Here is a 14,207-nt window from a genome sequence, read left to right as displayed (position 1 = left end):
TAGGGTCAATAATGCGATACTCTTATAATAATTTTTATGAAATTTTAACCAAAGTAGCAAAGGAAAATCCAAATCAAGTAGTTCTTTTTGAAGAAAAAGAGAAGCTAAAATATCGCGAATTAAAGCAAAATGTCGATAAAGTGGCAGCTTATTTGCAACTTGCTGGAGTAAAATTTGGTGATAAAGTAGCTATGGCGGTTACAAACTCGAAAGAATTTATCATTTCATATTTGGCTATAACGGCTATTGGCGGTATCGCAGTGCCTATGAATACTTTTTTAAAAGCAAACGAGTTTGAATATATCATAAATGATTGCGGTGCAAAGGTGCTTTTTGCGTCTAGCTCGCTTGCAAAAGAGTTAATCGCATTAAATGAGCTTGAAATTTTAAGAAAGATAATCTGGATCGGAGCAATACCAAAGAAACTTCAAAGTGCCTCAAAAGATGAATATATAGACACTGACGAAGAGTATGGCGAGAGCGCGTATCTTACTTCAACGCCTCAAATTTCAAAAGAGGATATGAGTAAGGGCTATGAAAATAATGGCCTTGTTAAAAACATAAATTTTATAGAAACTCTAAATCATAAATACGCTCTTAGTATCACAAAGTATCCGGTAATAGATGATTTAATGCATATAATTTACACTTCAGGCACTACTGGCAAGCCAAAAGGCGCGATGATAAGCTATAAAAATATCTTTTCAAATTTAATTGGAGCTCATGATCGTTTCATAGTAAAAAAAAGTGATCGTTTCATAGTCTTTTTGCCGATGTTTCATAGTTTTACGCTAACTGCAATGGTGTTGCTTCCGATATTTGCGAGTGCATCTATGGTACTTGTAAAGTCGGTATTTCCATTTTCAAATGTACTAAAACAAACTTTGCTAAAGCGTGTAACTGTATTTTTAGGAATTCCAGCCATCTATACAGCTATCGGTAAGGCTAAAATTCCTTGGTATTTTAGATGGTTTAACCGCATAAGGCTATTTGTAAGTGGTGCGGCTCCGCTTGCAAAGCAGACGATAGATGACTTTAGAGTGAAATTTCCACGCGCGACACTTGTCGAGGGATATGGCCTTAGCGAATGCTCGCCAGTTGTAGCTGCAAATTTATATGATAAACAAAAGCTCTTAAGTGTAGGGCCTGTGCTTGATGGCTATGAGGTAAAGATCGTAAATGATGAGATGATGGAGCTTCCAGTTGGCCAGATCGGCGAGATCATTGTAAAGGGCGACTGCGTCATGCAAGGCTACTATGGTATGCCAAGCATCACTGATGAGACCATAATAAACGGCTGGTTAAAGACCGGAGATCTTGGAAAAGTCGATGAAGAGGGCTTTATCTATATCGTTGATCGTAAAAAAGACCTTATCATATCAAAGGGCATTAACATCTATCCGCGCGAGATCGAAGAGGTTATTTACAAACTTGAAGCAGTTGAAGCAACAGCGGTAATCGGCGTAAAAGACGTGCATGCCGATGAAGAGGTTGTGGCGTTTATTCAGGTAAAAGATGGCATGGATCTTGATGAAAAAACAGTAAGAGAGCATTTGAAGAAAAATTTAGCAAATTTCAAGATACCAAAGAGTATCTATTTTGCCGAAGAGTTGCCTAGAAATGCCACTGGTAAGGTGCTAAAACGTGTATTAAAAGAGCAAATAGAGCAGATGAAGGATAAATTTTAGTGAAATACTTGCTTGATTTTTTAAACCAGGATCTCAAAAAAAGCAAAATTTACGAGCTGATAAAGTGCGGCGACGAAGAGGGAGAAATTTTAAAATATCTAAGTAAAGCTTATGTGCAAGGAACAGCTAATATGAGTGTTTTTGAGCTACTTGGAGCAGTCTTTGGCACGCAAAATGATAAGCAGCTTTTGTATCTAAAATTTATAAAAAATTTGCTTGATAGTGGTTGGATTGTACAAAATTATAGTCTTTTTAAAATACCTGAGAGCACGCAAAGGGCTTCAGCTCAAGGGCTTCTTTCGTTGCTTCATTCTGAAATTTCTCTATCAGCCACATTTTTAAAAATTCTTGAAGATGGCAACGCTGACATAAATTTACCAGAGCTTGCGCCATATGAGGATCATTTGGAGTATTTAAAAGATCAGTTTTTAAAAGTAGAGCTTTACTCAAAGGCTGCTATTTTTGGCGATGGCTCAAGTGATGCAAAAAAGCGCATAAATGAACAAATTTCTGAGCTAACAAAGCGAATCAACGAGCGCGTAAAACTAAGCAAGATCAGCCTAAAGATAGAGCAAATTTTTAAAGAAAATTCGCTTGATGAAAAAGAGCAGATCATATTTTTAGCCCTTTTAAAAGAGGAATACGCGGGCGACTTTGAAAATGGTCGCGATCTAAACACGCTAGTTGGGCTAATAAGCAAAGATGAGCTTGAGCGCATCAAAAATCGCACTCTTTTAGAGGACGGCTCAAGGCTCATAGAGGGTGCGCTCATTGACTACGACGAGGTTTTAAACGCTTATGGCAATGTAAGCAAGAGCTTTTTTATAAATGAAGAAATTTTGCAAAGCATAATGCACCCAAAAAATGATAAAAATAGCAAAAAAATCAAGATCGAAAGCCTAGTAAAAGAGCAAGAAATTTTTGAGCTAATAGAGCCAGTAACTAGCCTAGAAGACGTCGTGCTAAACGAAAAGACAAAGCAGCTTTTAAGCACGATACTAAAGCAAGTCGATAAAAAAGTGCTTGCTAGACTTAGCAGCTGGGGCATAAAAACTAGAAAAAACATAGACGCTAAGATCATCTTTTACGGCGAGCCTGGCACTGGTAAGACGATGAGTGCCGTTGGGCTTGCAAAGAGCCTAAAGAAGCAAATTTTAAGCTTTGACTGTTCAAAAATTTTAAGCAAATATGTCGGCGAGAGCGAGCAAAATGTAAGGAAAATTTTTGATACTTACAAAGAAATTTGCAAAAAAAGTGGCAGCGAGCCGGTGCTCTTGCTAAATGAGGCCGATCAGTTCTTAAGCACGAGAGTGGAGAGCTCGAGCGGGGCTGAGAAGATGCATAATCAAATGCAAAATATCTTTTTAGAGCAGATCGAGCGCTTTGAGGGCGTGCTGATTGCTACGACAAATTTCTTACAAAGCCTTGATGTGGCGTTTTCTAGAAGATTTGACTACAAGATCGAGTTTAAAAAGCCTGATTATAACGGCAGGCTTGCCATTTGGCGTAAAATTTTGCCCGAAAATGCAAGCTTTGAAGATGGCTTTAGCGTTGAAAGGCTGGCTGAGTTTAACCTAAGTGGCGCTCAGATCGTCCTCGCGCTAAAAAATACTGCATTAAAAGTAGCTATAAAAGATGATGGGATTTTTACCTTTGAGGACTTCAAAACCACGATAGAGCGCGAGCTAAACTCAAGCTTTGGCGAGGATAAAAAGATGGGATTTGGCTCTTAAGCCTTCTCTCTTGATTTTATTGTTTGTATAAATTTAAACAAATATAAATAAACAAGAGCCTCTGACATTGGCGAGGAATCTGCTTTTATCTAATTAGAATTTATGCGTTTGCCGCCGCCAAAGTCAGGGAAAGTGTGAGCTAAACTTAAGCTTTGATGAGAAAAAATAGGTTTTAGCTCTTAATCTCTTCCAAATTTTACTATCTCATATAGCATATGCTTTTGTTGCGAGGCGAAGTTTAAAGGGCCAGAGATTACGATCTAAATGTAAAATTTTGCTTTCATAGTTAAATTTACGCAATGATTGCTACCAAAATTTACAGCAAAACAGATATCAGCGCATAATCACTTAGTATAAATTTAACTTGCTCACTTGTCTCAAATTCACTACTGCAGAGTTTGCAAATAAGTAATTTTTGTCAAAAAATCCCAAATTTTAGAATTTGCACACTCTGCGACCGCTGCTTGGAATGTATATTTGCAAGTTTGGTGCTTTAAAAAGAGCTTTCTTAACACTTTGTTATTTTGCGTAACACAAAATAGCCGTCTCACGAAGTCTAAAATAAAAAGCCTCATAAATTTCAAATTCTCTTTCACGATGTTTGTAGTAGCACTTTTTGAAATCAAAAAAGAGAAAATAGAAATTTATAGGTCCTTGAGCGCAATTTTTACATCCGAAGCAAAGAAGTAATGCGTGATCACTTTAGCAATTAGTATAAAAAATTGATTATATTTTTGGCAAGGCCTAAGAAGCTATAAAAATTTTAGTAGCGAAATTTGTCAAAAGGCTTGCAAATTTTAGAAATCTACTGATTGATCTTATCAAGCAGCTCTTCGACCTCTTCAAGCGCAAAGGTTTCTTCCGAGCTTTGTTTTAAGAAGCTCTCCATAAATTCTTTTTTTGAGATCGCAAGATCAAGCTCCTTGTCGCTACCCTTTTGATAAGCACCGATGCGAAGCAAGACCTCATTTTCTTTTAAAAGCGAGTAGAGGCGCTTAAATTTCATCGCATTTAACTTATGCTCTTTACTGATCACATCGCCCATAACACGCGAGGCCGAATTTTGGATATTGATAGGTGGGTAAATTCCAAAGTCTGTTAGCTCCCGGCTTAGTACTATGTGGCCGTCTAGGATAGAGCGGCTTTGGTCAGCTATCGGATCGCTCATGTCATCGCCTTCGACGAGCACTGTGAAAAATGCCGTGATGCTGCCCTTGCCCTCCTCTTTACCAGCACGCTCCATTAGCTGAGGCAAGAGTGTGAGCGAACTTGGTGGATAGCCTTTTGAGGTCGGTGGCTCGCCAAGTGCAAGGCCGATCTCACGCTGCGCCATCGCAAAACGTGTGACGCTATCCATGATGAAGAGCACGTCATTGCCTTGTTGTTTGAAGTATTCAGCTACGCTCATCGCACAAAATGCGCCGTATTTTCGCATGAGTGAGCTATCATCACTGGTTGCTACGATGATGACCGTGCCCTCTAAGTCGCCGCCCAGGTTTTTTTCGATAAATTCGGGCACCTCACGGCCACGCTCGCCTATTAAAGCGACTACTTTTATGGGGGCTAGCGTATTTTTTACGATCATGCCCATGAGCGTTGATTTGCCAACACCTGAACCTGCAAAAATTCCCAGCTTTTGCCCCTTGCCGCAAGTAAGCAGTCCATCTATCGTCTTTATACCAACGCTAAATGGCTCATTTATAAGCCCCCTTTTCATCGCATCTATCGGCGCTCTCATGATCGGCATGTACTCGGTTGTATCAATCGCGCCTTTACCATCTATGGGCTTCATAAATGGATCGACCACGCGGCCTAGCAAATTTGGCCCCACAGGTATGCTCATACCTTGATCGCTCTCATAGACGAAGTCGCCTATCCTAAAGCCCTCTACAAAGCCAAATGGGCTGATATAAGCGCCATCTGTCTTTATTTGCGTAACCATGCCAAGGCCATTTTTGCTCTTATCTTTTGCAACTATTCGCACGATGTCTCCGATGCTTGGACGAAGCCCAGTGATCTCGATAGTCGTAGCTGTGATTTTGGTTATGATGCCAAAGGTGTTTGAGAGTTTCATACCCTCTTTAAGCTTTAAATTTATATGCTCTAAGCTCAAAAATGCGTTTCCCTAGGAGAGTTTATAAGCGAGAAAAATTCTCGTCTTGTGTCCGCGTTTTTGATAAAGCAGCCCCTAAGTGCTGAGGTCGTCGTAGTTGAGTTTATCTTTTGCACACCCCTCATCTCAACGCACATATGTCTAGCCTCGACGACGACTCCAACGCCTTTTGGAGCGATTACGTCCTCAAGCGCTTTTGCGATCTGCTCAGTCATCTGCTCTTGAATTTGCAAGCGTCTTGCGTAGATATTTACCATGCGTGGAATTTTACTAAGGCCAACGACCTTGCCATTTGGGATGTACGCCACATGCACACGGCCGATAATAGGCAACAAATGGTGCTCGCAAAGACTGTAAAATTCGATGTTTCGCATGAGAACCATTTCATTATTTGAGCTAGTAAAAAGTGCATCGCCAAGTACCTCTTTTGGGTCTTGCTCGTATCCGCTAGTTAGAAATTTAAAAGCTTTATAAACACGCTCAGGAGTTTTTAAAAGTCCCTCTCTGTTTGGATCTTCGCCTATTATCGTTAGCATGTTTTTAACCGAATTTTCAAAACTCTCTTGCATAAAATTTTCTCCATAATTTTATTGCCAGATTCTACGTTAAAACGCCTTTTATATCTATAAAAATTTACAAATTTACAATGAAATAAGGAAAATTCTGCTATATTTTGGGCTAAAAATTTGTATTCATAAAGGAATTAGATGGAAATCAAAACAAAAGCTCTAGATAGCGTAAATACCTTAGCAAGCACGACTATAAGTGCGGATGCTATAAAATCTAGCGTAGAGAAACTAGCAAAAAAAGCAGCAAAAACTATGAAAGTAGATGGCTTTAGACAAGGCCATGTGCCAGTTGCTATTGTGCTAAAACGCTACGAGAAAGAGCTAACAAACGACGCTGAACAAGATGTCTTAAGAGATGTTGTTGATGAGGCTATAAAACAAGCAGGCAAGAAAAACGATGACCTTATCGGCGAGCCTATCGTTTCAAAATTTGACAGAAAAGATGGCAAGATCGACGTTGAGCTAACAGTTTCATTTAAACCAAGTGTCGATGTGAGCGGCTATGAGAGTTTAATACCTGAGTTTTCAAACCCACGTGTTTTGAAAAAAGATATCGATGAGAAAAAAACCGAACTTTTAAAAATGATAGCTCCACTTGAAAAAATTGATGGCAAAAGAGGCCTAAAAGTTGGCGACTTTGCTAAATTTGACTTTGAAGGCTTTGTTGATGGCGTTGCATTTGATGGTGGCAAGGCCGAAAACTATGTGCTTGAGATCGGTTCAAATCAATTTATCCCAGGCTTTGAAGATGGTATGGTAGGCATAAAAGCTGGTGGTGAAAAAGATATCGAGGTTAAATTCCCAGAAAACTATGGCGCTGCACATTTAGCTGGTAAAGACGCTATTTTTAAAGTCAAACTTCATGAAATTCAAGAGAGAAAAATTCCTGAAAAACTAGATGAAGAGATGCTAAAAACTTTACTTCCAAATGAAGAAAAACCAACTGAAGAGCTACTTGATGAGCGCATAAAAGAGCAAATTCGCCAAGAGAAAATTTATAAACTCATAAACGAAGAGCTAAAACCAAAATTTGCTGAAGCTGCAGTTGAGAAATTTAAATTTGATGTACCAAAAAATATTGTCGAGCAAGAGATCGATATGCAGTTTAGAAACGCATGGAGCTCATTTACTCCAGATGATATGAAAAAATTTAGAGATGACAAAGATGCTCTTTCTAAAAAACGTGATGAGTTTAGAAAAGACGCTGAAAATAGCGTTCGTTTAACTTTCATTATCGATGAGCTAGCTCGTGTAAGAGGCGTAAAAGTAAGCGATCAAGAGGTCGTTCAAGCTATCTATTTTGAGGCGTATAGAAGCGGTCAAGATCCAAAAGCACACCTTGAGATGTACCGCAACCAAGGCATGCTTCCAGCTATAAAGATGTCAATGATCGAAGAGAAGCTATTTAGCGAGCTTTTCAACAAAGAAAAAGACGAAAAAAAAGCAAATAAAAAAGAGAAGGCCGAGTAATGAGCTATTACGTTCCTGTCGTAGTTGAAAGAACTAGTAGAGGTGAGCGAAGCTATGATATATATTCCCGTCTTTTAAAAGACAGGATCGTTATGCTAAGTGGCGAGATAGAAGATGGCATGGCCGCTTCTATAGTCGCTCAGCTTCTATTTTTAGAGGCTGAAGATCCGGATAAAGATATCTATCTGTACATAAACTCGCCAGGTGGCGTGATAACAAGTGGCTTTAGTATCTATGACACGATGAACTACATAAAGCCAGATGTTTGTACGATATGTATCGGTCAAGCAGCTAGTATGGGTGCATTTTTGCTAAGCTGTGGTGCACCAGGTAAAAGATATGCGTTGCCAAATTCTCGCATCATGATACACCAACCACTCGGCGGTGCTAGAGGACAAGCGACTGATATCGAGATACAGGCTCGTGAAATTTTGCGTATGAAAGAGATTTTAAATGGAATTTTGGCCAAAAATACAGGTCAAAAGCTAAGTAAGATCGTAAAAGACACTGAACGCGACTTCTTTATGAGTTCAGCTGAAGCCAAAGAGTACGGACTTGTTGATAAAATTTTGGAGAAAAGTTTTAAATAAGGCCCAAAGTGATAAAGATAGATAATGCACCAGACCCTAAGAAAAAAGCGGTTGAGGTAAAACATATTCTAGAAAAAGAAAAGGTAGATATCTACAGATTTTCAGAAAATGTTTTGCATGAATTAAGCGACGATAATGTTCCATCTACGCCAAATAATTACTCTATTTATTTTGAGAAAATGCTTGATGGACAGCCTGATGAATTTAGAAAAGAGATCGGTGATATTATAGTCGCAAATTCTGAAATTTCAGTGCCTACAAATGGTAATATCTCTATTGAAAAAGAGATAAAGCAAGGATTTATCCAAATAAAAAGTATGCTTCAAGCCGTGGTGCTAATCTATAAAAATTTAGGCATCATGAGAGGCCTAGTGCAAAAGCGTATGGATGCACTCAAAAATAATACAAATATCCTAGCTCTTCAAAATGTTTTAAGCGCATTTAATCATGACCTAATAAAATTAAACAGCCTTATGGATAAGCATCTTGATGTCATTAAAGTAAGCTATGACGAAGTAGCTAAAATGCTTAAATCTATTGAAGAGCAGTCGATTTATGATACGACATATGACGTTTATAATAAAAAATTTTTAGTAGCCACAGTGCAAAGTGAAGTAGAAGCCGTTAAAAGATATGGCTATAACGCATCGTTTTTACTAGTAAGAGCAAAAGATAGATTTACAAATCGTGTTAAAAATTTAAAAGAGCGAAACAATATGTATAAAGCTATATCACAGCTTCTTTTAAGAACTTCTAGAAGAAGCGATATAGTAGCTCATTACGGTGATGGCTGTTTTGCTATGGTTATGAAATATACTGATGAAAATGGCACAAGACAAGCCGGTAGCAGAATTTTAAATATGCTTTCATCTATACCTTGGAAGATAGATGGTGAAGAGTGCAAGCTTGATATCCAAGTGGTTTCAAGCATGATAACAAAAACAAGAAGTGCTGAAGAATTAATCTCTTACTCGTTAGATCAACTAATACTAACACAAGATGATGAGCAGCCTATATTTTTGGGTGAATAAGTAGGAGTTTGGGCTTGATCTTAGAGGTTTTATCTTATCCAAATAAAAAACTTTATGAAGTCTCAAAAGAGGTTAAAATTTTTGATGAGGAACTTCACAAACTACTTGATGATATGTATGATACGATGATTGCGAAAGAGGGCATCGGCCTTGCTGCTATTCAGATAGGTGTCGCAAAAAGAATTTTTATTATAAATCTAGCCAATGACGAGGGCGTGCAAGATAAAGAAAATTTAATCGAAATCATAAACCCAAAATTTGAACTACGTGAGGGTGAGTGTGTCTATCAAGAGGGCTGCCTTAGTGTGCCCGGATATTATGAAGATGTAAAAAGAAATGAAGTTGTGGCCATCAAATATCAAGACCGCTTTGGCAAAGAGCAAAGCTTAAAGGCTGATGGGCTTTTAGCTATCGCTATCCAGCATGAAAATGATCATTTAGATGGACATCTTTTTATAGAAAAAATCGGCTTTAATAAACGCAAAAAATTTGATAAGGAATACAAAAAGCAAAAAAAAGAAAAAGCTTCATGAAGTCTTTAAGATGTGCTACTTACGGCGATGGGCTAAAGATAATTGACGTTGAGTCTATCTTCTCTCGCGGGCTTCCTGGTTTTAGTATTGTTGGGCTTGCAAGCACAAGCATCAAAGAGAGTACAGAACGCGTAAAAGCAGCACTTCTAGCACTTGATTTTTCTTTTCCAGCACAAAAGATAACCATAAATTTATCCCCTTCAGATCTGCCAAAAAGTGGCTCACATTTTGACCTAGCTATTGCTCTTCTTATAGCTCTTCAAAAGGCAAAAAGCTTAGAGAAAATTTTTGTCTTTGGCGAGCTTGGGCTTGATGGAAGCGTAAAAAGCACAGCAAATTTATTCTCGATCCTTCTTTTTTTAAGCACGCAGGTAAAAAACGTAAAAGTCTTAGTACCAAAAGAGATAGCACAAAAAGCTTCTATGATCCCAAATTTAGAGATTTATGCGGTTAGTGCTCTAGAGGAAGCGATTAGATTTTTTAATGACGCAGAATTTGCAAAAAGCATACGTTTTACCGCCACACACGAGCTATTTTCAAATGTGATAGAAATTTCTGGCAAAAGATATGTTCCAAATTTAAATTTCGAGCTTGATTTTAAGGACGTTTTGGGTCAAGAAAGAGCCAAAAGAGCCTGCGTCATCGCAGCCGTTGGCATGCACAATATTTTATTTGAAGGCAGCCCAGGTAGCGGCAAAAGCATGTGCGCAAAACGTCTCGTTTATATCATGGCGCCACAAAGCCTAGAGGAGGTTTTAAAATCAGCTGCTTACCGCTCGTTAAATCTTCAAGATAGCGAATTTACAAGTATTAGAGCTTTTCGCTCGCCACATCACACCTCGACTAAAAGTTCAATATTTGGTGGCGGCTCAAATGTCGCAAAGATCGGCGAAATCGCACTTGCAAATGGTGGAGTGCTATTTTTTGACGAATTTCCACACTTTTCAAAGCAGGTGATTGAAAGCCTAAGAGAGCCACTAGAGGACAATCAAATCCACATCGCAAGAGTGAATTCAAAAGTGACTTATGAGACTAAGTTTATCTTCGTAGCCGCTCAAAATCCATGTCCTTGTGGAAATTTATTCTCTCGCAATCTAAATTGCCAATGCAGTGAAAATGAGATAAAAAACTACAAATCAAGAATTTCAGCTCCAGTGCTTGACCGCATAGACCTAAAAGTAGCGATGGACGAGAGTTCGCCAAGTGATAAGGCGAGTTTGAGCTCACAGCAGATGAGCGATATGGTTTTAAAAGCCTTTATCTTTCAAAAAAAGCGCGATCAAGATGAGCTAAATGGCAAGCTAAATGACGCACAAGTAGAAAAATTTTGTCTATTAGATAATGAAGCAAGAGAAATTTTACAAAAGGCAGCATCTAGGTACAATCTTTCTCAAAGAGGCATAAAAAGGACACTTAGAGTGGCTAGAAGTATCGCTGACCTTGATGAGAGTGAGCAAATTTTAAAGCCCCACATCTTAGAGGCGCTTAGTTTTAGGGCATAAAGATGAAAAATTTATATTTAGATACAAGAATTTTAGACGAGCGAGCGAGCAAGAAATTTGGCCTTAGTGAAGAGCTTTTAATGGAAAACGCTGCCGCTGGCATAGCAAATTTCATCCGTAAGAAATTTAAAAAAGGCGAGAGGGTGCTTGGCATTTGCGGTGGTGGAAATAATGGCGCAGACGTACTTTGCGCGTTAAGAATGCTTGAGGGTGAGTTTGAATGTGAATTTATCCTAGCTAGCCAAAGCTTAAAGCCACTAGCCACCAAACAGCTTGAAAGGGCTAAATTTGCTGGCGTGCGAGAGAGCAAAGATGTAGAAAGTAACTTAAATATCGCAAAGTGCGTCATAGACGGGCTCTTTGGCTCTGGTTTAAATAGAAATTTAGACAAAAAGCACATAGAGCTTATCTCAAAGATAAACAAAAGCTCTGTCTATACCATCGCTTGCGATATGCCAAGTGGACTAAGTAGTGATGGCAAGGTGCTAGGTGCTTGCGTAAAAGCAGATACTACAATCACGATGGGAGCTAGAAAGCTTGGGCTTTATAGCGACGCGGCAAAGGACTTTGTTGGCAAGATAAAGGTCGCTGATCTTGGCATAAGCGCGCAAAACTACGAATGTGAGAGCGACTATCACTTGCTTGAAAAGTGCGACCTTGTGCTTCCAAATAGAAAAAATCAGTGCGTAAATAAGGGCGACTTTGGCCACGCATTTATCATATCTGGCGAGCACATAGGAGCTAGCAGACTTTGCGCAAAAGCAGCATTTGCCTTTGGGACTGGGCTAGTTAGCGTGATAGGCGAGCAAGGTTTAAATTTACCAACGCATATCATGCAAGCTAGCAAGATAAGTGAAAAAATGAACGCTGGAGCCCTTGGCATGGGGCTTGGCAAAAGGGGCGTAGAAGAGCTTGAGGTGCAAAATTTAAAAGGCAAAAAGCTTGTGCTTGACGCTGATATCTTTTACAGCCCAAAAGTGCTTGACCTGCTAAGCAAAAACTGCGTCTTGACGCCTCATCCAAAGGAGTTTTGCTCGCTTTTAAAAATTTGCAAAATAGCCGATATAGATGTGCAAACTTTGCAAGAAAACAGATACGCTTACGCGAGGGCTTGGAGCGAGAAATTTAAGGCTGTGCTTGTGCTAAAAGGGGCAAACACCATAATCGCCAAAGATGGGCAAATTTACGTCATGCCTTATGGCAAAAACACGCTTGCAAAAGGCGGCAGTGGCGACGTGCTAAGCGGTCTTGTGCTAGCACTTTTGGCTCAAGGCTACGAGCCACTTCGTGCTGCTATCTCAGCCACTTTAGCTCACGCGCTTAGTCTTAAAAATTTTGATAAAAACAGCTACGCGCTCGAGCCAACAGACATCATCAAAGGAGTAAAATGCTTACGAAAAAGATAGCCGTGCTTTTTAGCGGTAGTGGCTCAAATTTAGAAGCGATACTTAAAAAAGTTCATAATCAAATTTTTAATGGCATAAAAATCGAAGTTTGCCTTTGTATCTGCAACAAGCCTGGTGCATTTGGCATCGAGCGAGCTAAGAAATTTGGACTTGAAACGCTCGTCATAGAGAGCGCTAAATTTAAAAACCGTGAGGAATTTGACGCTGTTTTGGTGGAGCAAATTTTAAAAAGTGGGGCAGATCTAACAGTGCTTGCAGGCTTCATGAGGATACTAACGCCAGTTTTTACGGCGCAGATAAAAGCCATAAACCTTCACCCATCTATCCTGCCACTTTTTAAGGGCGCGCATGCGATAAAGGAGAGCTTTGAGAGCGACATGATGATAGGCGGTGTGAGCGTGCATTATGTGAGCGAGGAGCTTGACGGAGGTAAACTCATCGCACAAAGAGCGTTTGAAAGAGAAGATGGTATGAGCTTGGAGGATTGGGAGAGCAAAATCCATGCGATAGAGCATGAAATTTTGCCTGATAGCATAATAAAAATTTTAACAAAGGAAGCAAATGTTTGAATGGTTTAGTTCGCCAGAAGCGTGGATATCGCTACTTACGTTAACTGGCTTAGAGATAGTTTTAGGCATAGATAACATTATATTTATCGCTATTTTGGTAGGTAAGTTACCTCCAGAGCAGCGCGGCAGTGGTAGGATTGTTGGCTTAGGGCTAGCTATGGTGACTAGAATTTTACTTTTACTTTCATTGTTTTGGATCATGAAGCTAACAAAGCCACTCTTTACTATCGCAGAATTTAGCATAAGCGGCCGAGATTTGGTGCTTATACTAGGCGGTCTATTTTTACTTGTAAAATCAACCCTTGAAATACATTCTAGTGTTTCTGGTGAAAGCGAAGAGTATAAAAATAGCAAAAAATCACATGCAAATTTCTTGATTATCGTAAGCGAGATAGCTGTTTTGGATATTGTTTTTTCACTTGATAGTGTTATCACAGCTGTCGGAATGGCTGAGCATATAGAGATAATGATCATAGCTGTTATTTTAGCAGTTGGCGTAATGATGATAGCGTCAAAAGGTATTTCTAATTTCGTAGATAATAACCCGACTATAAAAATTTTAGCACTTGCATTTTTGGTGCTTGTGGGCATGACGCTCGTTGCTGAAGGATTAAGATTTCATATTCCAAAGGGGTATATCTATTTTGCGATGGCATTTTCATTGGCAGTGGAAAGTATAAATATTTATGCTAAAAAGAAAGTGTTAGCTAAATAATATTTTTACGATGATGAAAAAGCTAATGACATGATGGATAAAATGTTAATCAAAAAATTTTAGCCCGAAAAGATAAATCTGTTGAAATTTGAAGGTAAAATTTTGATAAGCATAAAATGCATAATAGATAGTAGATCGATGTTTGTTTTGTTGTAATATCAGTGTAAAATATTCGTGTCAAGCTACTTAAAAATCCGTGAAATAAAGGACATACTTTATAGCTAGGTAGTAAAATAGAGAAGTATAAAAAGCTTGCGTGTGTAAAAAATTAAGTATTTGGCGAAGTAT

At 38.9% G+C, this 14,207-nt stretch carries 12 protein-coding genes; 10 read left to right on the top strand and 2 right to left on the bottom strand.

All coding sequences use genetic code 11. The features are described 5' to 3' along the window. Positions 1 to 11 precede the first annotated feature (11 nt). Together CVT05_RS07945 and CVT05_RS07940 are read left to right on the top strand one after the other, a co-directional pair. The gene (locus CVT05_RS07945) at positions 12 to 1,688 is read left to right on the top strand and encodes a fatty acid--CoA ligase (RefSeq protein WP_107698407.1); all 1,677 of its coding nucleotides are present in this window, start codon (positions 12 to 14) and stop codon (positions 1,686 to 1,688) included. Beyond that, positions 1,688 to 3,421 (top strand): ATP-binding protein, encoded by a 1,734-nt coding sequence (locus tag CVT05_RS07940; RefSeq protein WP_021090285.1) that lies wholly within the window; start codon positions 1,688 to 1,690, stop codon positions 3,419 to 3,421. Before CVT05_RS07945 ends, CVT05_RS07940 begins: the two co-directional genes overlap by 1 nt. 805 nt (positions 3,422 to 4,226) lie before the next feature. On the opposite strand, the gene fliI is transcribed toward CVT05_RS07940, so the two are convergent. Both fliI and folE read right to left on the bottom strand, forming a co-directional pair. After that, positions 4,227 to 5,519 carry a flagellar protein export ATPase FliI gene (fliI, locus tag CVT05_RS07930; RefSeq protein WP_413784146.1) on the bottom strand — a complete coding sequence of 431 codons (1,293 nt, stop codon included), beginning with the start codon at positions 5,517 to 5,519 and terminating at the stop codon, positions 4,227 to 4,229. Between the two features lie 11 nt (positions 5,520 to 5,530). Then, positions 5,531 to 6,103, bottom strand: a complete 573-nt coding sequence (gene folE / locus CVT05_RS07925; protein ID WP_087579435.1) for a GTP cyclohydrolase I FolE — start codon at positions 6,101 to 6,103, stop codon at positions 5,531 to 5,533. A gap of 138 nt (positions 6,104 to 6,241) precedes the next feature. Here folE and tig point away from each other — a divergent pair, with 138 nt between their 5' ends. From tig to CVT05_RS07885, 8 genes are read left to right on the top strand one after another with little or no spacing between them, the layout of a single operon-like run. After that, on the top strand, positions 6,242 to 7,573 hold the full coding sequence (gene tig, locus CVT05_RS07920) for a trigger factor (protein ID WP_107698404.1): 1,332 nt from the start codon (positions 6,242 to 6,244) through the stop codon (positions 7,571 to 7,573). After that, positions 7,573 to 8,163 (top strand): ATP-dependent Clp endopeptidase proteolytic subunit ClpP, encoded by a 591-nt coding sequence (gene clpP / locus CVT05_RS07915; protein WP_054196008.1) that lies wholly within the window; start codon positions 7,573 to 7,575, stop codon positions 8,161 to 8,163. The genes tig and clpP overlap by 1 nt, the downstream gene beginning before the upstream one ends. Before the next feature lie 8 nt (positions 8,164 to 8,171). Then, positions 8,172 to 9,194 carry a GGDEF domain-containing protein gene (locus CVT05_RS07910; protein ID WP_107698403.1) on the top strand — a complete coding sequence of 341 codons (1,023 nt, stop codon included), beginning with the start codon at positions 8,172 to 8,174 and terminating at the stop codon, positions 9,192 to 9,194. A 14-nt stretch (positions 9,195 to 9,208) separates the two neighbouring features. After that, positions 9,209 to 9,727: a peptide deformylase gene (gene def, locus CVT05_RS07905; RefSeq protein ID WP_103600693.1), complete on the top strand. Its 519-nt coding sequence runs from the start codon at positions 9,209 to 9,211 to the stop codon at positions 9,725 to 9,727. Beyond that, complete coding sequence (locus tag CVT05_RS07900) at positions 9,724 to 11,229, top strand: YifB family Mg chelatase-like AAA ATPase (RefSeq protein WP_107698402.1); 1,506 nt, start codon at positions 9,724 to 9,726, stop codon at positions 11,227 to 11,229. Before def ends, CVT05_RS07900 begins: the two co-directional genes overlap by 4 nt. 2 nt (positions 11,230 to 11,231) lie before the next feature. Next, positions 11,232 to 12,635, top strand: coding sequence for an NAD(P)H-hydrate dehydratase (locus CVT05_RS07895; RefSeq protein WP_107698401.1), 1,404 nt, complete (start codon positions 11,232 to 11,234; stop codon positions 12,633 to 12,635). Then, positions 12,617 to 13,204 carry a phosphoribosylglycinamide formyltransferase gene (gene purN, locus CVT05_RS07890; protein WP_107698400.1) on the top strand — a complete coding sequence of 196 codons (588 nt, stop codon included), beginning with the start codon at positions 12,617 to 12,619 and terminating at the stop codon, positions 13,202 to 13,204. The genes CVT05_RS07895 and purN overlap by 19 nt, the downstream gene beginning before the upstream one ends. Then, the gene (locus CVT05_RS07885; protein WP_107698399.1) at positions 13,197 to 13,919 is read left to right on the top strand and encodes a TerC family protein; all 723 of its coding nucleotides are present in this window, start codon (positions 13,197 to 13,199) and stop codon (positions 13,917 to 13,919) included. Before purN ends, CVT05_RS07885 begins: the two co-directional genes overlap by 8 nt. Positions 13,920 to 14,207 lie beyond the last annotated feature (288 nt).

This window comes from Campylobacter concisus, from assembly GCF_003049705.1.
Taxonomy (GTDB): Bacteria; Campylobacterota; Campylobacteria; order Campylobacterales; family Campylobacteraceae; genus Campylobacter_A; species Campylobacter_A concisus_AR.
Note: the sequence above shows the minus strand (reverse complement) of the source record. Positions and strands in the feature narration are given on the sequence as shown.